This window comes from Serratia sp. PL7, assembly GCF_945957435.1.
Genome location: NZ_CAMFLB010000001.1, coordinates 2,921,110 through 2,939,730 on the forward strand (window position 1 = coordinate 2,921,110; position 18,621 = coordinate 2,939,730).

Here is an 18,621-nt window from a genome sequence, read left to right on the forward strand (position 1 = left end):
ACCCGCCTTTTCAGCCCTGCTGGCGAGTGCGCGCCAACAGCGCATCGATATGCTCGATCTGCGGCGCATTGACGATCAGCGTGCGCCCCAATCCCAGGGCGTGACGCTGACAGTCGAGGCGCATGTCGGCGTCGGCGATGCTGTCCAGATCGGCGACGTGCGCCAGGCCGATGGTGCGCCGGATCAGTTCGGTGCCACAGTACCCTACTGCGTCAGCCCAGACCTGCTGCAGGAACTGCTCGGCGTAACCCGGCGTCGCCAGCGCCGCATCGCGGCTTTGCTGATGGCACAGCGCCAGGAAGCGATCGGCGAAAATCAGCCACAGCTCGCGCACATCCTGCAGGCGCTGCTCGCGTCCGGCGGCGGCGTCGCGCGGCCCGAACAGCCCCGGCTGGCCACAATAGTTGAGCAGCAGGTTGCCTAACGCAGTGCCGACATCGAAACCGATCGGGCCGTAGAAACCGAATTCAGCGTCGATCGCTTTCAACCGCCCTTCCGCCACGAAAATTGAACCACTGTGAATATCGCCGTGCAGCAGCGCCTCCGCTTTGCTGAGGAAACGATGTTTCAGGCCGGCGACCGCCAGCTTCAGCGGCGCATCCTCACGCAGCGCCTGCACCTGCGGCAACAGCGCCGCCTCGAACTGATTGCGCTCATGGTCGGTATAGGGGTCGGTAAAGAACAGATCTTCGGTGATCTGGCACAGCTCGGGGTTGGTGAAACGGCTGACTTCCGCCTTCTTCTGCTGCGCCGACTGATAAAAATCGGAGGTGTGAAACAGCGTCTGCGCCAGGTATTCCGCCAGTTGCCCGGCCGCCAGCGGGTGATAGTTCCCCTGCACCAGTTCACTGCGCCAGATGCGATGATCGGAGAGATCTTCCTGCACCATCACCGCCAATTCGGGATCGTGATGCAAGACTTTTACCGTATGCCTTGGGCAGAAACTGCCGTGGACCAGCAGCGTTTCCGCTTCGATGCGCGCCCGATCCAACGTCAGCGGCCAGGATTCGCCCACGCAGCGCACGTAGGGCAGCGCCTGTTTGACGATCACCCGACTCACGCCTTCGCGATCGCGGATCTTGAACACCAGGTTCAGGTTGCCGTCACCGATCTCGTCGGCGCTCACCAGCGCCTGCGGTTCGGCCACCTGCCCATATTGGCGGGCATATTCAACGGCATCGGCGGCCGTAAACGTACGATAAAGCGACATTCCCCAACCCCTCTGTTCTCTCTCACTGACCCAGCGACTCTGATTATTTAGACGTAAAAGCATTTGGACGTCTATACATCTGGAAGTCATGTTGGCAGAATAGCGTTTCAGATGCAATAACCACGCAACAAGGAATTAACCGCCGATGCAAGCGCTTAACACCACCAGTTTGACCCTGCGAGATAACCGCCTTTGGATCCTCGATCAGCAAGCTCTGCCGCAGGAAAAGCGGTGGCGGGCCTGCGACAGCGTGGAAGAGTTGGTCGGGCACATTCACAGCCTGCGGGTGCGCGGCGCACCGCTGATCGGGCTGTCCGCCAGCCTGCTGTTGGCGCTGCTGGCGGAACGCGGTCTGCCGCGCGCCGAGCTGGAACAGGCGCTGCACACGCTGCGCGCCGCGCGCCCGACGGCGGTTAACCTGATGAACAATCTGGATCGCATGAAGCTGGCGCTGGCGGAGCCTGACTGGGCGCCGGCGATGGTGAACGAAGCGCTGCGGCTGGTGGAGGAAGATCGCCGGCTGTGCGATCGCATCGCCGATCACGGCGCTGGGCTGGTCAAGCCCGGCAGCCGCCTGCTGACCCACTGCAATACCGGCGGGTTGGCCACCGCCGGCGTCGGCACCGCCATCGGGGTGCTGCTGCGCGCCCACCAGCAGGGCAAAGTGCAACAGGTGTGGGTCGATGAAACCCGGCCGCTGCTGCAGGGCGGTCGTCTGACCGCCTGGGAACTGGGCGAGCTGGGCATTCCCTATCGTCTGATCTGCGATTCGATGGCCGCCAGCCTGATGGCGCAGGGCCAGGTCGATGCGGTGTGGGTCGGCGCGGATCGCATCGCCGCCAACGGCGACGTCGCCAACAAGATTGGCACCTACAGCCTGGCGGTGCTGGCGCACTATCACGGCATCCCGTTCTACGTGGCCGCCCCGCACACCACCCACGATCCGCACTGTCCGGACGGCGCCGCCATCCCGATCGAGCAACGCGCGGCGGCCGAAGTCACCGGCGTTTCAGGCAGCTTCGGCGCCTGCCAGTGGGCGCCGAACGAGGCACCGGTGTACAATCCGGCGTTCGATGTCACGCCGGCGAAGCTTATCAGCGGGTGGGTGTTCGACAGCGGCGTGATCACGCCGCAACAGGTTGAAGCGGGGATTTTCCAGCGGGCGCTGGGGTAACGCCCGCCGGTTGACGATCAGTCCAAACGCGGATAGGCATCGGCGATCGTGTCGCCGGTGAAATGCGCCACCCAGCCTTCCGGGTTGTCAAATACCCGGATCGCGGTAAAGTGCGGCGCCGAGCCCATATCGAACCAGTGACGGGTGTTGGCCGGCACCGAGATCAGATCGTTCTTTTCGCACAGGATCTGGAAGATCTTGCCGTCCAGATGCAGGCAAAACAGCCCCGCCCCTTCAACGAAAAAGCGCACTTCATCCTCGCCGTGCGTGTGTTCGGACAGGAATTTTTCGCGCAGCGCCTGACGCTGCTCGTGGTCCGGCCGCATGCTGATCACGTCCCAACTCTGGTAGCCCTTTTCCGCCACCAGCCGGTCGATCTCATGCTGGTAGGCGGCGATCACTGCCTCCGGCTGCGGGTTGTCGCCCAGCTCGCGATCCGCCTGCCAGCGCTCAAAGCGCACGCCGATTTGCGCCAGCTGGCGCTGGATCTCCTGCGCGTCGCGGCTCTGCCACAGCGGCTGCTGCGGCGCTTTATCGCTGAAAATGGTCAATCCACTCATGAGACGAACTCCCCTAAATCGATACGATCAAAACGGTTAACCTGCGGATGCCGGCTTTGCTCGTCCGCCTCATCGCGGATCAGCTGGCAGGTATGCCAGCCGGCGGCCTGCGCGGCGTCCAGCTCCTGGTGAATATCGGACAGGAACAGCAGCTCGTCGGGCGCGATGCCGATAGCCTGCGCGATGTTGCGGTACGACGCGGTTTCGCGCTTGGCGCCGACGTGCGTATCGAAATAGCCGCTGAACAGCGGCTGCAGATCGCCCGCGTCGCTGTGGCCGAACAGCAGCTTCTGCGCTTCCACCGAACCGGAGGAATAGACGTAAAGCTTCACTCCCTGCCGCTGCCAGGCGGCCAACTGCCCGGCGACTTCCGGGTACAGATGCCCGCGAAAATCCCCTTCGCGGTAACCGCTGCGCCAGATGATGCCCTGCAACGCCTTGAGCGCGGTGGATTTGCGATCTTCATCCATAAAGCGGTACAGGGCGGCGATCAGCGCATCGAGATCTGCCTGCGGCTGGTCAATTTCAGCGCGCAGCGCCGCCAGCGGCGCGGCGACTTCGCTCTCAGCGGCATGGCGGCGCACAAAATCCGCCAGCCGTTCGCGGGCATAAGGAAACAGTACCTGATGCACAAAGCGAATATCGCTGGTGGTGCCTTCAATATCGGTCACGATGGCGCGGATCATTTCGCCTCCAGTAAGCGGCGTTGCAGTTCACACTGGAATAGGAATTCCAGCCCTTCGAGATGGCGGCGGGCTTCCGCCACCTGGCTTCCCCAGCAATACAGACCGTGGCCGCGCACCAGAAAGCCGTATTGCAGCGGCGTGGCCTCGGCATAGGCCGCCACACGCGCCGCCAACCGGGGGATATCCTGATCGTTATCAAAAATGGGGATCGCCACACTGTCCAGGTGGCTGCGCTGGCCGGCCAGCGACTTCTGCATTTCGTATCCCTGCAGCACCAGCGCATCGCCGCGTTCCACCCGCGACAGTACGGTAGCGTTGACGGAATGGGTATGCAGCACCGCGCCGATGTGCGCAGACAGGCGGTAGAGCAGCGTATGCAGCCCGGTCTCCGCCGACGGCGTGCGGCCGCTCGGCACATGATTGTCGGCGATATCCACCCGCAGAAAATCGGCGGCGCTCAGGCTGCCCTTGTCTTTGCCGGACTCGGTGACCAGGCACTGACGTTCGTCGAGGCGCAGCGACATGTTGCCGCCGGTCGCCGGGCACCAGCCTTTGTCGCCAATCCAGTGGCAGGCCGCCAGCAATGCGGTAAATTGCGGATTATCCGTCATTATTATCATTTCCCGTTCGGTAAGGCGGCCGGCAGATGAAACTTTGCCTGCCGCGTGGCGGGCTAAGCACTTTTTCGCATTTAGCCATCTAAGCGTCTTGATTGCCAAATACTAGCATCGTGTTATATTGACGGCAATATAAGCGCCTGGAGTATTCACCTGCTATGAGCACTTCCGCATTGATTCCCGAAAGTAAACTGCCTGCCCTGGGCACCACCATCTTTACCCAAATGAGCGCGCTGGCGCAGCAGCATCAGGCGATCAACCTGTCTCAGGGCTTCCCTGATTTCGACGGGCCGGACTACCTGAAAGAACGCTTGGCCTGGCACGTTGCCCAGGGCGCCAACCAATATGCGCCGATGACCGGGGTGGCGCCGCTGCGCGAAGCCATCGCCGACAAAACCGCCGAGCTGTATGGCTGGCAGCCGGACGCCGCTGCTGAAGTGACCGTCACCGCCGGCGCCACCGAAGCGCTGTTCGCCGCCATCAGCGCGCTGGTGCGCCCCGGCGATGAGGTGGTCTGCTTCGATCCCAGCTACGATAGCTATGCGCCGGCGGTGACGCTGGCCGGCGGCGTACTCAAACGCCTCGCCCTGCAGCCGCCCGCGTTTGCCGTGGATTGGCAACGGTTCGCCGCCGCGCTGTCGCCGCGCACCCGCCTGGTGATCGTCAACACGCCGCACAACCCGTCCGCCACCGCCTGGCAGGCGGAAGATATGCAGCAGCTGTGGCACGCCATTGCAGAACGCGAAATCTACGTGCTCAGCGACGAAGTCTACGAACACATCTGCTTCGCCAAAGGCGGCCACGCCAGCGTGTTGGCCCACCCGCAGCTGCGCCAACGGGCGATCGCGGTGTCCTCCTTCGGTAAAACCTTCCACATGACCGGCTGGAAAGTGGGTTACTGCGTGGCGCCCGCCGCGCTGAGCGCCGAGGTGCGCAAGGTGCATCAATACCTGACCTTTTCGGTCAACACCCCGGCGCAGCTGGCGCTAGCGGATAGCCTGCGTGCCGAGCCGGAGCACTGGCGGCAGTTGCCGGCGTTCTATCGCGCCAAGCGCGATCGCTTTGTGCAGGCGCTGGCGCGCAGCCGACTGGAAATTTTACCCTGCGCGGGTACATACTTTTTGCTGGCGGACTACAGCGCCATCTCCGATCTGGACGATGTGGCATTCTGCCATTGGTTAACCGAGCACGTGGGCGTGGCGGCCATTCCGCTGTCGGTCTTCTGTGCCGATCCTTTCCCCCATAAATTGATCCGGCTGTGCTTCGCTAAACAGGACGCCACGCTGGATGCAGCTGCGGAGCGGTTATGTCGACTTTAAAAATTACCCTGTTGCAGCAACCTCTGGTCTGGCGCGACGGCCTCGCTAACCTGGCCGCCTTCGACGCGTTGCTGGCGCCGATCGCCGGGCGCGATCTCATCGTTTTGCCGGAAATGTTCACCACCGGTTTTGCCATGGATGCCGGCGAGAGCGCCCTGCCCGAACAGCAGGTGATCGACTGGCTGCGCGGTTGGGCGGTGAAAAGCCACGCGTTAATCGGCGGCAGCGTGGCGCTGAAAACGCCCGAAGGCGCGGTCAACCGCTTCCTGCTGGTAGAGCCGGGCGGCCAGGTGCATGCCTATGATAAACGCCACCTGTTCCGCATGGCCGGCGAACACCTGCATTACCAGGCCGGCAACCGGCGTGAAATCTTCGAGTGGCGCGGCTGGCGCATCCTGCCGCAGATCTGCTACGACCTGCGTTTCCCGGTCTGGGCGCGCTATCAGCAGGATTACGATCTGGCGCTGTACGTCGCCAACTGGCCGGCGCCGCGCAGCCGCCATTGGCAAACGCTGCTGGCGGCGCGGGCGATTGAGAATCAGGTGTATGTGGCGGGCTGCAACCGGGTGGGCGAAGATCCTAACGGACTGAGCTACAGCGGAGACAGCTTAATCATCAGCCCTCAGGGCGAGATCCTGGCGGATGCGGAACCCGGCGCGGCCACGCGCCTGGACGCCGAGCTGTCGCTGGAAACCCTGCAGAGCTACCGCAGCGCCTTCCCGGCCTGGCGCGATGCCGACAGCTTTCTGCGTCTCGACTGATTAAACGCGATCCCAGCCGGCGATTAGCGCGTCGATCTTCGGCAGAGAGATAAAGACTCCGCGCCGATGCCGGAAAAGGACGGCTCGTTCAGCACCAATAGGCCATGAAGTTGACGGTGGAGCGATCCAGATCGCGTTCGCCAATCAGGTAACGCCGCAGCGTTTTCACCGCAGAAGATTCGGCCGCCACCCAGGCATAAAAAGCGTTGCTGCCGGCCGCCCGCTCCCACAGCACCTCATCGCTCAGGCTGCTTTCCGCCAGTGACTGCGCCTGTGCGCACGCCGATGCGGGGATATCCACCCGCTGGCGCACCGCTTCCACCAGCAGCGTACCGTGTGCCAGCTGGCGGCCGACGTCACGCGGCAGCCAGTAGACCTCGGCGAACGGGAAATGCGCCAAATCCAGGCAATCCCCCGCCACCGGCACCTCAAAAAACGCCTGCACCCGCGGCGGATTGGCCTGCTGCGCCAGCTGTTCCAGAATCGCCATCGCCGCCGGCACCGCCGTCTCATCGGCGATCAGCAACGCCTGTTGCAACTGCGCCGGCGGCGCCCATTCGTAACCGCCGCTGTCGCCGTCGAAGTCACCGTTGGGGGCGACCGTTTGAATCGTGTCTCCGGGTTCGGCATGGGTCGCCCAGGCGGAAGCCGGGCCGTTCACGCCATGCAACACGAACTCGACGTCCATCTGATTCTGCTCGCGGCGCAGCGCACGCAACGTATAGGTGCGCATCACCGGACGCTGTTCTTTGGGGATCGCCATGTAATCGCCGTACCAGTCCGGGCTGTTGACCAACTGCGGGATCTTGCCGTCCGCCGCCGGGAACAACAGTTTGATGCGCTGGTCCGGCGCTTCGAGCTTCATCCGATGAATATCCGCACCTTCAAACACGCAGCGCACCAGCGAAGATGAAATCAGCGTTTTGCTTTTCAAGGTGATATCAAAAATTCTGTAGCTGGCGGACATGTTCTCGATTCTCCGGCAACGGCTGTCGCTTGTGCGTATGGCCGATCGGCTGCCGTGTTGACGGCGTGGGGTGCTCGATCGCACAGCGGGCAAAATGTTAATAAAACTAATTAATTACGTTAATGTATCGCAAAAAATCATATCACGATTTTATTGATAACAAGAAACGTTATTGATAAAAGAAGCATTCTCAAAAAAACACAATAACAATATCACCAGGAAATAACGATGAAACGCAAACACCTTTGGGTATTGAACCCTTGTCTGCTGGCAATGCTTGCGCCGGCGGCTTGGGCTGAAGATCAGAAAGCCGGCACCGAAGAGCAGATGGTGGTCTCCGCCAGCCGTTCGCACCGCAGCACGGCGGAAATGGCACAGACCACTTGGATCATTGAAAGCCAGGAGATCGAACAGCAGGTTCAGGGCGGTAAAGAGATCAAGGACATGTTGGCGCAGTTGATCCCCGGCATGGACGTCAGCGGTCAGGGCCGTACCAACTATGGCATGAATATGCGCGGCCGCTCGATGATGGTGATGATTGACGGCGTACGCCTGAATTCATCGCGCAGCGACAGCCGCCAGTTGGATTCGATCGATCCATTCAATATCGATCATATCGAGGTGATTTCCGGCGCGACCTCGCTGTACGGCGGCGGCAGCACCGGCGGCCTGATCAATATCGTCACCAAAAAAGGGCAACAGGAACAGCAGGTCGAGTTGCAGGTCGGCGGTAAAACCGGCTTTGGCGGCCATCACGATCACGACGAGAACGTGGCGGCGGCGGTCAGCGGCGGCAACGACAACGCCTCTGGGCGCCTGTCCGTTTCTTACCAGCGCTATGGCGGCTGGTATGACGGCAAAGGCAATGAGGTACTGATCGACAATACCCAAACCGGCCTGCAGTATTCCGATCGCCTCGACGTCATGGGCACCGGCACCCTCAACATCGACGATCATCAACAGCTGCAGCTGACCACCCAATACTACAAAAGCCAATCCGACGGCGATCACGGCCTGTTCCTGGGAGAGAACTTTGCGGCGGTGACGGGCAACGCCAAGGCATATAACAGCGGTAACTTAAATTCCGACCGCATCCCCGGTACCGAACGCCACCTGATCAACCTGCAGTATTCCAACACTGATTTCCTCGGCCAGGATTTGGTGGCGCAGGTCTACTACCGCGACGAAACGTTGACCTTCTACCCGTTCCCGACGCTGGCGGGCAAAGCGCCGAACTATTACGTCAACAGCATTGGTGCTTCACAGCAAAAAACCGATTTCTACGGCGGCAAGCTGACGTTAAACAGCAAACCTGTCGACGCACTGACGCTGACTTACGGCATTGACGCCGAGCATGAAAGCTTCAACGCCAATCAGCAGTTCTTTAACCTGGCGAAGGCTCAGCAGTCCGGCGGCATGATGCTGGAGAACGCTTACAGCACCGGCCGCTACCCGAGCTATACCACCAGCAACCTGGCGTCGTTCCTGCAGGCCAGTTACGACATTAATCCCATTTTCACCCTGAGCGGCGGCGTGCGTTACCAGTACACCGAAAACAAGATCGACGACTTCGTCGGTTATAACCAGCAGCAGGCGATCGCCACCGGCGCCGCGACATCCGCCGACGCTATACCGGGCGGGAAAACCGACTACAACAACGCGCTGTTCAACGCCGGCCTGTTGGCACATCTGACCGAGCGCCAGCAAACCTGGTTCAACTTCTCTCAGGGCTTCGAGATCCCGGATCCGGGCAAATATTACGGTAACGGCACCTACGCGTTGAACGGCGGCCATTACCAGTTGTTGAAGAGCGTCAACGTCGGCGATTCCAAGCTGGAAGGCATCAAGGTCAATGCCTACGAGCTGGGCTGGCGCTATACCGGCGATAACCTGCGCACGCAAATCGCCGCCTACTACTCGCTGTCCGACAAGAGCATCGCTATCAACAAAACCGACATGACCATTAACGTCAATGCGGATAAGCGGCGCATCTATGGGGTGGAAGGCGCGGTGGACTACTTCTTTGAAGACAGCGACTGGAGCGCCGGCACCAACTTCAACGTTATCCGTTCCGAAACCAAGGTCAACGGCGAATGGAAGAAGCTGGTGGTCGATACCGCCAGCCCATCGAAAGTCACCGCTTATGTCGGCTGGGCGCCGGGCGACTGGAATCTGCGCTTACAGTCGCAGCAAACCTTCGACGTGTCGGACGACGGCGATTACACCAAGGCCAACTCCACCCAAGGCCGCAAAATCGATGGCTACAACACCCTCGATTTTCTCGGCAGCTATACCCTGCCGGTAGGGAAAATCAGCTTCAGCGTGGAAAACCTGCTGGACAAGGAATACACCACCGTTTGGGGCCAACGCGCGCCGATCCTGTACAGCCCGACCTACGGCTCGCCTGAGCTGTACAGCTATAAGGGCCGCGGACGCACCTTCGGTTTGAACTACTCGGTGTTGTTCTGAGGAATAAGGGGCCGGTCTGCCGGCCCCGTTCATTGGGCCGTACCGTTTTGCCGAGAGCAGAAACGACGAAGCCCTGAGTTATCGCTAACTCAGGGCTTCTGAATAGTGGCGGAACGGACGGGGCTCGAACCCGCGACCCCCTGCGTGACAGGCAGGTATTCTAACCAACTGAACTACCGCTCCGCGCCATTCCCTCTTGCGGGGGAACGAGGCGCATATTACGGACGCCTCTCGGTTCCGTCAATGCCTTTTTCTCACCAAATGAACCGTTTGCACAGTTTTTCAACGAAGGTTCATCCGGTGCGTTTTTTTCGTGCAAAAATGCCGTTACTCGGCCGGCGCACCGCGCCACAGGCAGCTGCCGCCCTTTTTCGCCACCAGATCCAGACGCGCCTCGTGCGCCTTCACTTCTTCGTCGCTGGCGTAGACCACTTTCATCGCCGTCGCCGGGCGGACGATGCGCTGAATTTCTTGCGTGGCGTCGTTTTGCTGGGTATCGCCTTCCATTTGGAACGCTATCGAGGTCTGACCGCCGGTCATCGCCAGATAGACTTCCGCCAGGATCTCGGCATCGAGCAATGCGCCGTGCAGCGTACGCTTGCTGTTGTCTATCTCATAACGGCTGCACAAGGCATCGAGGTTGTTGCGCTTGCCCGGGAACAGGCGGCGCGCCATCAGCAGGCTGTCGGTGATGGTGCAGAAGGTCTCGGTCTTCGGGATGCCCTGCTGCAACATGCGGAATTCGTGATCCATAAAGCCGATGTCGAACGCCGCGTTATGGATCACCAGCTCGCCGCCGCGGATAAAGTCGAGGAATTCGTCGGCAACCTGATCGAAGGTCGGCTTGTCGGCCAGGAAGTCGTCGCTGATGCCGTGTACGCCGTACGCTTCCGGATCCACCAGCCGATCCGGCTTGATGTAAACGTGGAAGTTGCGCCCGGTCAGGCGGCGGTTAATCACCTCCACCGCACCGATTTCAATGATGCGGTGCCCTTCGTAGTGCACCCCAAGCTTGTTCATACCGGTGGTTTCGGTATCGAGGACAATCTGTCTGGTGGTTGTAGAGATCATATTGCAGTGCTCACAGCGCTCGTTTATGTCAGACTTGGCTTTTATAAAACTGATAGGAAGAGTCTACCAGAGATGCTCAAACAGGTAGAAATTTTCACCGACGGCTCCTGCCTTGGCAACCCCGGCCCCGGTGGCTACGGCGCGATATTACGCTATAAGCAAACGGAAAAAACCTTCAGCGAGGGTTTTCGTCTGACCACCAATAACCGCATGGAAATGATGGCGGCGATCGTGGCGCTGGAAGCGCTGACCGTGCCCTGCGCCGTGACGCTCAGCACCGACAGCCAGTATGTGCGCCAGGGCATCACCAGTTGGATCCATAACTGGAAGAAGCGCGGCTGGAAAACCGCCGACAAAAAGCCGGTCAAGAATGTCGATCTGTGGCAGCGGTTGGATCTGGCCATTCAGCGCCACGAGGTGAAATGGGAATGGGTCAAAGGCCACGCCGGCCATCCGGAGAACGAACGTTGTGACGTGCTGGCGCGCGAAGCGGCCGGTAAGCCGACGCAAGAAGACGTCGGTTACCAACCGGAAGCCTAAGGCAGCTTGCGATAGCTCTTGGTCGCGCCCACCGCTCGGCTAAGAGACGGCTTTCTCGCCCCCAGTTTCATCGGCGTAGGCGTTAGCGGCAAGGTGCGTTTGCGCGCCACAATCACGCTCATGCAGCCCAGCGCTGGCAAATGGGTACATAAAAACTTGCCGCCCTTGCGGTGCCACGGCAGCACGTGAAAACGCGACTGATGCAGCACCTCATAATTCAGCAGGCTGAGCCAATCCAACAGCCGCATCTGGGTAAACATGCGGCTGACATAGGGCTGGCGATGACGCAACCCGGGCACCAGCTTGCCCAATCCCAGCAGGCTGAACGGATTGAAGCTGCTGATAACCAACCAGCCGTCGTCGATCAATATCCTGTCCACCTCACGCAGCATGCGGTGCGGATCGTCCGCATAGGACAGCGTATGCGCCAACAGGCAGGCATCCACCGACTTGGCGGCGAACGGCAGTTGATAGGCATCGGCGATCACCTGCAGCCCGTCCCCCTCCAGCCCTACGTTGACCTGATGGGAAATCGCACATTTGTCCGTGGCCAGCTCGGCGCTGAGCATGCCCATCTTCAGCAGATGGAAACCGAACAGCTTGGGCCACCAGGGTTGCAACTGCCGCTCGAGCGCTTCACGATAGTACTCCCCCCACGGCAGCTCAGCCCAGGACTGCGGGCCGGTGAGCTTTTGTAGAGTATGGGCTGGTTTCATGATTTATTATCTTCTTTCAAGCCGTTGCCAACGAGAGGTACACCATGAATCTTATCAGCATTCCCGCCTTCCAGGACAATTACATTTGGTTATTGGATGACCGACAGGGGCGCTGCATTATCGTCGATCCGGGTGAAGCGCAGCCGGTACTCGAAGCGTTGCAGCGCCTGCAGCTGGCGCCGGCGGCGATCCTGCTGACCCACCATCATCACGATCACGTCGGCGGCGTGGCGCAAATCGTAGCGAAGTATCCCGGGCTGGCCGTCTATGGGCCGCAAGAAACCGCGGACAAAGGCGCCAACCACATCGTCCGCGACGGCGACACCTTTGACATCGATGGCCGCCAATACAGGACTATCGCCGTTCCCGGCCATACGTTGGGCCATGTGGCATTCTATAGTGCCCCTTATCTGTTCTGCGGCGACACCATTTTCTCCGCCGGCTGCGGCAGGCTGTTTGAAGGCACCGCCAAACAAATGTACGACTCATTTCAACAACTCGCGCAACTTCCCGATAACACCTTAATTTGCTGCGCGCATGAATATACTCTTTCTAATCTTAAGTTTGCGCGGGCTATTTTGCCGGAAGATCGAGAGATTGAAACATATCAACAACATGTTGAAGCGTTAAGGGCAAAAGGCCAAGCCAGTGTGCCGACCACGTTGCAATTAGAGCGCAAAATTAACCTGTTTTTACGTTGCCATGACGCTGATTTACAAAAGAAATTAGGCTTTAATTCACCACCGGAAAGCCTTCATTCAGTTTTTTCCGAATTACGCCTGCGGAAAGATAACTTCTAAGCTTTTAGTTGTGTTATTTGGCGAAGCAAAGTATTATTGCTCGTCTTTTAAGCAACTACATTGACACACACATGAAGGCTAAAGCGATATTTCTCGCCTCAGTCTTGCTAGTGGGTTGCCAGTCGTCCAGGCAGGACGCACCGGCGCCAGAACAGCATGCACAGAGTTTGTCTTCGGCTGGTCAAGATGGTGAAGCAGGAGAGTACACAGCAAATGGCCGAGCGAGCTCGGCGCGGTGGTTGGATAACAACAGTCCCGCCGCGCAACAGGACCTGTGGAACTTCATTAGCGACGAGCTGAAGATGGAGGTTCCGGAAAATTCCCGGATCCGTGATCAGAAAAGAAAGTACTTAAAAAGTAAGAGCTATCTCCACGATGTAACATTACGGGCAGAGCCGTACATGTACTGGATAGTCGGGCAGATTAAGAAACGTAATATGCCGATGGAACTGGTACTGCTACCCATAGTGGAGAGCGCTTTTGACCCACACGCCACGTCAAGTGCCAACGCCGCAGGGCTATGGCAAATCGTGCCGCAAACGGGTCGCAATTATGGTTTGAAAAACAATCAGTGGTATGACGGTCGACGCGATGTCGTCGCCTCGACAACCGCTGCGCTTAACATGATGCAGCGCTTGAACCGCATGTTTAACGGCGACTGGTTACTGACCGTAGCCGCCTATAACAGTGGTGAAGGCCGCGTGATGCAAGCGGTGAAGGCAAACAAACGCCAGGGTAAGCCAACCAATTTCTGGGCATTGTCGCTTCCGCGTGAAACGTCAATCTATGTCCCGAAAATGCTGGCACTGAGCGACATCATCAAGAACAGCAAGAAATACGGCGTGAAACTCCCGAAAACGGATGAAACCCGTGCGCTGGCTCGTATCGATGTCGGGCAGCAGATCCAGCTAACTCAGGCGGCTGAGATGGCAGGGCTTTCAGTCACCAAGATGAAAGCGTATAACCCAGGCTACAAAAAAGGCGTTACGGCACCCAACGGGCCCCATTACATCATGGTTCCCAAAGGGCATGCCGATCAGCTGAAAGACTCGCTGGCCGATGGCCAGATCGCCGTGACTCAACCAACGACGCAGTTGGCGAAGAACAGCGGTTTGTCCGGTGGCAGTTCGTATAAAGTGCGCTCCGGCGACACCTTATCGGGCATTGCCAAGCGGCTGAACGTTAAGACCAGCGATTTGCAGAGTTGGAACAACTTACGCGCCAAGAGCGCCATAAAAGTTGGGCAAACCCTGCAAGTGGCCAGCAATACTGGCAGTAACAGCAGTATCACCTACCAGGTTCGTAAAGGTGATTCGCTCGCCAGTATCGCACGTCGTCACGGCGTCGATATTAACGACGTGATGCGTTGGAATTCAACGCTCGCCAAAGGCAACCTACAGCCAGGTCTGAAGCTGACCCTGTTTGTCGGCAACAAGATGACGCCGGATACTTAAATGTTCGGCACAAAAAAAGCACCCCTCGGGGTGCTTTTTTATTACCTGCGGTTCACCATACCGGCGAGTCTTTCTCCGGATGAAACTCCACCAACAACGGATTGTGATCCGACGCGCTGGTCACCAGCACCGACGCCTCTATGACCCCAAGATTGCGGTAAAACACGAAGTCCAGCGGACGGCCAAAAGCCTTGCGGCGGTGATCGTCGGTGAAGCTCACTTCGCGCAGCGCCATTTCGCCGGCGAAGTCATACAGCGCATTGATGCGCTTGCGGCTCCAGGCGTTGAAATCCCCCGCCATAATCACCGGCCCCCGGTGACTGGCGATCTGTTCGCCTATCGGCCCCAACTGCTTGCTGTAGACGTCGACGCCCAGGCTAAAGTTCACCGCATGGATGTTCACCACCATCAACAGTTCACCGTTGTACAGCGGATAAACGGTGATCAGGGCCGACTTAGAAAGCCGCAGCAGGGGCTCTCGCTCGCGCAGCGGGCAGCAGTAAACAGGATGAGCGGCCGCCAGCGTCATCACGCCGGAAGGATGCTGCGGCAGCACAAAGGCCGGTACCTGATCGGCCGCCAGGTAGTTGGCAGTAGCGTAGCTCACCAGTTCCGGCGTGGTTTGCGCCTCTTGCAACAACACCAGCTGCGCGTCTTTGCCATGGTTTTTCAGCACCGAAAGCCAGTCGGCTCGCTGCTGTTTGAAAATATTCCACACCATAACGCGCAAGGCGCCGGTCGTCGGCAGCGCCGCCCCTGGCGGCAACGGCTGGTTAACGGCGCCAGGAAAGATTCGCTCAACTGGCTGACCTGCAACATACCTCATTGCATAAGTTCGTTTCGGCACGCGATTCGCCTATTACCCATTAACATGAAAACTGGCGATGAACACTCGCCAACGATGAATTGATTATACGCCTACCCCGCATAGAGGGCATGGCTTTTGCGGGCATCACCTTTTCAGTTATAGGGGCCACCTGCAGCGATTTCAATCTTCTGACGGTATAGCTGTGTAAAGACAGGGAGTAATAGGTGAAAAATGCGAAAAGGCCCGCAAAATGCGGGCCAGACAACAATGATTTTGTGCATCAAGCCGTTTGCAGCTGAGACTTTTTATCCAGGCGGCCGCTGAGGCTAACCAGCAACAGTGCAACTACCACGATCAGCGCGCCAATCCAGGGGGTCTGCGCCAGCCCCAGTGAGGCGACGGTCTGACCGCCAATCACCGAACCGAGCGCAATACCGATGTTGAACGCCGCGATATTGAGACCGGACGCCACATCCACCGCATTTGGCGTGTATTGCGCGGCTTTCTGCACCACATAGACCTGCAGCCCCGGCACGTTACCGAAAGCGAACACGCCCATCGCAATCACCGTCAGCAAAGCGGCAATACTGTGGCTGGCGGTAAACTGAAACACCAGTAACAAAACAGCCAGCGCGGCAAAGATAAAGCTCAACGCACGCACCGCCCCATGGCGATCGGCCAGCTTGCCCCCCCAGATGTTACCCACCGCCACCGCGACACCATAAGCCAACAGTATCCAGCTCACGGTCGGAGCAGAGAAGCCCGCCAGTTCCTGCATCATTGGCGCAAGGAAGGTAAAGGTCGTGAAGACCCCGCCGTATCCCAATGCGGTAATTGCGTAAATCAGCAGCAGACGAGGATGGGTCAGTACTTTCATCTGTTCCCGCACGCCGGCGCTGCCCTGGTTCTTGATATTGTTCGGCACCAGAATAATGCTGGCCACCGTAGCGACCGCGCCAATCAGAGAAACGGCCAGGAAGGTTTCACGCCAGCCAAACTGCTGGCCGATGAACGTCCCTAACGGTACGCCGGTCACCAGCGCCACCGTCAGGCCGCCAAACATGATGGCGATGGCGGAAGCCGCCTTCTCTTTCGCCACCAGGCTCGTCGCGATAGTGGAGCCGATAGAGAAGAACACGCCGTGCGCCAGGCCGGTCAACAACCGGGCAATCACCAGCGATTCATAGCTGGGTGATTGCCAGGCCAGCAGGTTACCGAGAGTGAACAGCACCATCAGGCCAACCAGCAGCAGCTTGCGCGGTATACGGCTGGTCAGGGCCGTCAGCACCGGCGCGCCAATGGCCACGCCGAGGGCATAGATAGTCACCAGCAATCCAGCGGACGGTACGGTCACCCCAATCTGCTCCGCGATAGTCGGGATCAACCCAACAATCACGAACTCGGTCGTGCCGATAGCAAAAGCGCTGATGGTTAAGGCAAGTAATGCGAGTGGCATTTTTTACTCCGAAATAGCATTCAAGTTGATGACGGCTATTATCTGCCTATGCTTAAATGATAAAAATGCTCAAAATTTCAAATTAAATTTGCTATCGGAGCAAAAATGAAAGCAAACTCAGACGAGCTGATCACCTTTGTCACCGTAGTGGAAAGCGGCAGTTTCAGCCGGGCGGCCGAACGCCTGGAACAAGCGAACTCCGTAGTCAGCCGAACGGTAAAAAAACTGGAAAGCAAACTGGGCGTGACGTTGCTTAACCGCACCACGCGCCAAATCAGCCTGACTCAGGAAGGAGAGAATTACTTTCGCCAGGTGCAGAAGGTACTGAACGACATGGCCGCGGCGGAAAATGCGCTGATGGAAAGCCGCCAGCGTCCGCAAGGTCTGCTGCGCGTCGACGCGGCAACGCCGGTGGTGCTGCACATGCTGACGCCTTTAGTGGCGGAGTTCCGCGAACGTTATCCTGAAATGTCGTTATCGTTGGTGTCTTCGGAAAACTTTATCAACTTGATCGAGCGAAAAGTGGATATCGCAATCCGCGTAGGCGAACTGACCGATTCCACACTGAAAGCGCGCAAACTGATGACCAGCTACCGGCATGTGCTCGCCTCTCCCGCCTATCTGGCTCAACACGGCACGCCGCTAACGGTAGAAGATCTTGAACATCACTGCTGCATCGGCTTCAACGACCTTCCCAGCTTGAACCGCTGGCCACTGGCTTGCTCAGATGGCAGCCAGTTGGAAATCACCCCAGGCTTGACGACCAATAGCGGAGAAACCCAGCGCCATCTCTGTCTGCATGGCAACGGTATCGCCTGCCTGTCGGACTTTATGAGCGACGAAGATATCAAACGTGGAGATTTGGTCCCGATTCTGGTGGAAGCGACACTGCCGGTCGCCATGCCGATCAACGCGGTTTATTACAGCGACAGCGCCGTCAGCAACCGTCTGCGCAGCTTTATTGATTTTGTGAGTGAATACCTGAAACGATAAAAAAGGCGCCCCGATGGACGCCTTATGCTGACTACTGCGAGGAATGATTAATCCCAGTTTGGCGCCAGACCTTCTGGGCTAACCAGACGGCCGTTGCACTCCAGTGCGGCAATCTGCGCCATATCTTCGTCGGTCAGCGTCAGTTGCTGCGCCAACAGGTTGCTCGCCAGGTTTTCACGCTTGGTCGAAGAAGGAATAACCGCATAACCCAGCTTCAATGCCCAAGCCAGGACAACCTGTGCTGGGGTCGCATTGTGACGAGCAGCAATGCTTTTGATCGTTTCGTCCTGCAGCGCTTTGCCGTAGGCCAACGTCATGTAAGAGGTGATGGCGATGCCGTGCTGCTGCGCAAATTCTACCACTTTGCGGTTCTGCAAGAACGGTGACAGCTCGATTTGGTTGGTGGCGATTTCATCGGCGCCAATCGCGTCAATCGCTTGCTGCATCAAGTCGATGGTGAAGTTAGATACGCCGATTTGGCGGGTCAGCCCCAGCTTTTTCGCTTCCAGCAGCTCAGCCATAAATTCGGCAACCGGCACTTCGTCGTTGGGTGACGGCCAGTGGATCAGCGTCAGATCAACGTAGGACGTTTGCAGTTTTTTCAGGCTTTCTTGCAGGCTTGGGATCAGCGCGCCTTTCGCCAGGTTCGCGATCCAAATCTTGGTGGTGATGAACAGGTCTTCACGTTTCACGCCGCTGGCAGCGATAGCCTGGCCAACAGCCGCTTCGTTTTCATAGATCTGTGCAGTATCAATAGTGCGATAGCCCAGCTCAAGTGCAGTGCTGACAGAATCGATAACAACCTGATCCTGAAGGCGGAAAGTACCTAAACCAAATGCAGGGATGCTCATAATGTTTTCTCTCATTAATGGGTAGATGTGGTATGAGGAAGATTATGGCAACTTTTTTATTGATCAAAAACGCCTGGTTCGGCATAAGACTTTTGATCTAAAGGCAACAATATGGGGAGTAAGGCGGTAAGGAAGGACAATTCCGGCCTGAAAATCGCAAAATATAGAT

18 protein-coding genes and 1 tRNA gene are annotated in these 18,621 nt (G+C 58.4%); 8 read left to right on the plus strand and 11 right to left on the minus strand.

Annotated elements, in window-relative coordinates; all coding sequences use genetic code 11:
• Window positions 1–10: 10 nt before the first annotated feature.
• Entirely contained in the window at window positions 11–1,210 is a 1,200-nt protein-coding gene (mtnK, locus tag N6G83_RS14250) for an S-methyl-5-thioribose kinase (protein ID WP_260515541.1), read from the minus strand.
• A gap of 145 nt (window positions 1,211–1,355) precedes the next feature.
• On the opposite strand from mtnK, the gene mtnA reads away from it, so the two are divergent.
• Complete coding sequence (mtnA, locus tag N6G83_RS14255; RefSeq protein WP_025301662.1) at window positions 1,356–2,384, plus strand: S-methyl-5-thioribose-1-phosphate isomerase; 1,029 nt, start codon at window positions 1,356–1,358, stop codon at window positions 2,382–2,384.
• A gap of 17 nt (window positions 2,385–2,401) precedes the next feature.
• Here mtnA and N6G83_RS14260 read toward each other — a convergent pair whose 3' ends face one another.
• The 3 genes from N6G83_RS14260 to N6G83_RS14270 are packed head-to-tail and all read right to left on the minus strand — an operon-like array spanning window position 2,402 to window position 4,241.
• Window positions 2,402–2,944 (minus strand): 1,2-dihydroxy-3-keto-5-methylthiopentene dioxygenase, encoded by a 543-nt coding sequence (locus tag N6G83_RS14260; RefSeq protein ID WP_043135518.1) that lies wholly within the window; start codon window positions 2,942–2,944, stop codon window positions 2,402–2,404.
• On the minus strand, window positions 2,941–3,630 hold the full coding sequence (mtnC, locus tag N6G83_RS14265) for an acireductone synthase (protein WP_043135516.1): 690 nt from the start codon (window positions 3,628–3,630) through the stop codon (window positions 2,941–2,943). Before mtnC ends, N6G83_RS14260 begins: the two co-directional genes overlap by 4 nt.
• On the minus strand, window positions 3,627–4,241 hold the full coding sequence (locus N6G83_RS14270; protein WP_025301659.1) for a methylthioribulose 1-phosphate dehydratase: 615 nt from the start codon (window positions 4,239–4,241) through the stop codon (window positions 3,627–3,629). Before N6G83_RS14270 ends, mtnC begins: the two co-directional genes overlap by 4 nt.
• Window positions 4,242–4,405: 164 nt before the next feature.
• Here N6G83_RS14270 and N6G83_RS14275 point away from each other — a divergent pair, with 164 nt between their 5' ends.
• Both N6G83_RS14275 and N6G83_RS14280 read left to right on the plus strand, forming a co-directional pair.
• Complete coding sequence (locus tag N6G83_RS14275) at window positions 4,406–5,566, plus strand: pyridoxal phosphate-dependent aminotransferase (protein ID WP_049208700.1); 1,161 nt, start codon at window positions 4,406–4,408, stop codon at window positions 5,564–5,566.
• Entirely contained in the window at window positions 5,554–6,327 is a 774-nt protein-coding gene (locus tag N6G83_RS14280; protein WP_164068119.1) for an amidohydrolase, read from the plus strand. The genes N6G83_RS14275 and N6G83_RS14280 overlap by 13 nt, the downstream gene beginning before the upstream one ends.
• A gap of 88 nt (window positions 6,328–6,415) precedes the next feature.
• Here the strand turns inward: N6G83_RS14280 and N6G83_RS14285 are convergent, their stop codons facing one another.
• Complete coding sequence (locus N6G83_RS14285; protein WP_025301656.1) at window positions 6,416–7,294, minus strand: siderophore-interacting protein; 879 nt, start codon at window positions 7,292–7,294, stop codon at window positions 6,416–6,418.
• 228 nt (window positions 7,295–7,522) lie between these two features.
• Between N6G83_RS14285 and N6G83_RS14290 the strand changes: the two genes are divergently transcribed.
• The gene (locus N6G83_RS14290) at window positions 7,523–9,763 is read left to right on the plus strand and encodes a TonB-dependent siderophore receptor (protein WP_043135504.1); all 2,241 of its coding nucleotides are present in this window, start codon (window positions 7,523–7,525) and stop codon (window positions 9,761–9,763) included.
• Between the two features lie 106 nt (window positions 9,764–9,869).
• Here the strand turns inward: N6G83_RS14290 and N6G83_RS14295 are convergent.
• Together N6G83_RS14295 and dnaQ are read right to left on the minus strand one after the other, a co-directional pair.
• Window positions 9,870–9,946: transfer RNA gene (locus N6G83_RS14295), tRNA-Asp, on the minus strand.
• A gap of 144 nt (window positions 9,947–10,090) precedes the next feature.
• Window positions 10,091–10,834 carry a DNA polymerase III subunit epsilon gene (gene dnaQ / locus N6G83_RS14300; protein ID WP_025301654.1) on the minus strand — a complete coding sequence of 248 codons (744 nt, stop codon included), beginning with the start codon at window positions 10,832–10,834 and terminating at the stop codon, window positions 10,091–10,093.
• A gap of 72 nt (window positions 10,835–10,906) precedes the next feature.
• Between dnaQ and rnhA the strand changes: the two genes are divergently transcribed.
• Entirely contained in the window at window positions 10,907–11,374 is a 468-nt protein-coding gene (rnhA, locus tag N6G83_RS14305; RefSeq protein WP_033649910.1) for a ribonuclease HI, read from the plus strand.
• Here rnhA and N6G83_RS14310 read toward each other — a convergent pair.
• Window positions 11,371–12,090, minus strand: coding sequence for a class I SAM-dependent methyltransferase (locus tag N6G83_RS14310; protein WP_025301652.1), 720 nt, complete (start codon window positions 12,088–12,090; stop codon window positions 11,371–11,373). The genes rnhA and N6G83_RS14310 overlap by 4 nt on opposite strands.
• A 44-nt stretch (window positions 12,091–12,134) precedes the next feature.
• On the opposite strand from N6G83_RS14310, the gene gloB reads away from it, so the two are divergent.
• Together gloB and mltD are read left to right on the plus strand one after the other, a co-directional pair.
• A complete protein-coding gene (gene gloB / locus N6G83_RS14315) occupies window positions 12,135–12,890 on the plus strand; it encodes a hydroxyacylglutathione hydrolase (protein WP_049295099.1) in 756 nt (251 codons plus the stop codon).
• Window positions 12,891–12,961: 71 nt separating this feature from the next.
• On the plus strand, window positions 12,962–14,344 hold the full coding sequence (gene mltD / locus N6G83_RS14320) for a murein transglycosylase D (RefSeq protein ID WP_060447684.1): 1,383 nt from the start codon (window positions 12,962–12,964) through the stop codon (window positions 14,342–14,344).
• 52 nt (window positions 14,345–14,396) lie between these two features.
• Here mltD and N6G83_RS14325 read toward each other — a convergent pair whose 3' ends face one another.
• On the minus strand, window positions 14,397–15,191 hold the full coding sequence (locus tag N6G83_RS14325) for an endonuclease/exonuclease/phosphatase family protein (protein ID WP_072070311.1): 795 nt from the start codon (window positions 15,189–15,191) through the stop codon (window positions 14,397–14,399).
• A 241-nt stretch (window positions 15,192–15,432) separates the two neighbouring features.
• Window positions 15,433–16,608 (minus strand): MFS transporter, encoded by a 1,176-nt coding sequence (locus tag N6G83_RS14330; protein ID WP_025301649.1) that lies wholly within the window; start codon window positions 16,606–16,608, stop codon window positions 15,433–15,435.
• Between the two features lie 105 nt (window positions 16,609–16,713).
• On the opposite strand from N6G83_RS14330, the gene yafC reads away from it, so the two are divergent.
• Window positions 16,714–17,601, plus strand: a complete 888-nt coding sequence (yafC, locus tag N6G83_RS14335) for a DNA-binding transcriptional regulator YafC (RefSeq protein ID WP_025301648.1) — start codon at window positions 16,714–16,716, stop codon at window positions 17,599–17,601.
• A gap of 47 nt (window positions 17,602–17,648) precedes the next feature.
• On the opposite strand, the gene dkgB is transcribed toward yafC, so the two are convergent.
• On the minus strand, window positions 17,649–18,452 hold the full coding sequence (dkgB, locus tag N6G83_RS14340) for a 2,5-didehydrogluconate reductase DkgB (protein ID WP_016929009.1): 804 nt from the start codon (window positions 18,450–18,452) through the stop codon (window positions 17,649–17,651).
• Window positions 18,453–18,621: the final 169 nt, after the last annotated feature.

Excerpts from the sequence above, each read along its gene's own strand:
- N6G83_RS14280 (WP_164068119.1), top strand. The coding sequence starts at position 5,554 with ATGTCGACTTTAAAAATTACCCTGTTGCAGCAACCTCTGGTCTGGCGC.
- rnhA (WP_033649910.1), top strand. The coding sequence starts at position 10,907 with ATGCTCAAACAGGTAGAAATTTTCACCGACGGCTCCTGCCTTGGCAAC.
- N6G83_RS14290 (WP_043135504.1), top strand. The coding sequence starts at position 7,523 with ATGAAACGCAAACACCTTTGGGTATTGAACCCTTGTCTGCTGGCAATG.
- N6G83_RS14285 (WP_025301656.1), bottom strand. The coding sequence starts at position 7,294 with ATGTCCGCCAGCTACAGAATTTTTGATATCACCTTGAAAAGCAAAACG.
- mltD (WP_060447684.1), top strand. The coding sequence starts at position 12,962 with ATGAAGGCTAAAGCGATATTTCTCGCCTCAGTCTTGCTAGTGGGTTGC.
- N6G83_RS14270 (WP_025301659.1), bottom strand. The coding sequence starts at position 4,241 with ATGACGGATAATCCGCAATTTACCGCATTGCTGGCGGCCTGCCACTGG.
- dkgB (WP_016929009.1), bottom strand. The coding sequence starts at position 18,452 with ATGAGCATCCCTGCATTTGGTTTAGGTACTTTCCGCCTTCAGGATCAG.
- dnaQ (WP_025301654.1), bottom strand. The coding sequence starts at position 10,834 with ATGATCTCTACAACCACCAGACAGATTGTCCTCGATACCGAAACCACC.
- N6G83_RS14275 (WP_049208700.1), top strand. The coding sequence starts at position 4,406 with ATGAGCACTTCCGCATTGATTCCCGAAAGTAAACTGCCTGCCCTGGGC.
- mtnC (WP_043135516.1), bottom strand. The coding sequence starts at position 3,630 with ATGATCCGCGCCATCGTGACCGATATTGAAGGCACCACCAGCGATATT.
- N6G83_RS14330 (WP_025301649.1), bottom strand. The coding sequence starts at position 16,608 with ATGCCACTCGCATTACTTGCCTTAACCATCAGCGCTTTTGCTATCGGC.
- mtnK (WP_260515541.1), bottom strand. The coding sequence starts at position 1,210 with ATGTCGCTTTATCGTACGTTTACGGCCGCCGATGCCGTTGAATATGCC.
- N6G83_RS14260 (WP_043135518.1), bottom strand. The coding sequence starts at position 2,944 with ATGAGTGGATTGACCATTTTCAGCGATAAAGCGCCGCAGCAGCCGCTG.
- N6G83_RS14310 (WP_025301652.1), bottom strand. The coding sequence starts at position 12,090 with ATGAAACCAGCCCATACTCTACAAAAGCTCACCGGCCCGCAGTCCTGG.
- yafC (WP_025301648.1), top strand. The coding sequence starts at position 16,714 with ATGAAAGCAAACTCAGACGAGCTGATCACCTTTGTCACCGTAGTGGAA.
- mtnA (WP_025301662.1), top strand. The coding sequence starts at position 1,356 with ATGCAAGCGCTTAACACCACCAGTTTGACCCTGCGAGATAACCGCCTT.
- gloB (WP_049295099.1), top strand. The coding sequence starts at position 12,135 with ATGAATCTTATCAGCATTCCCGCCTTCCAGGACAATTACATTTGGTTA.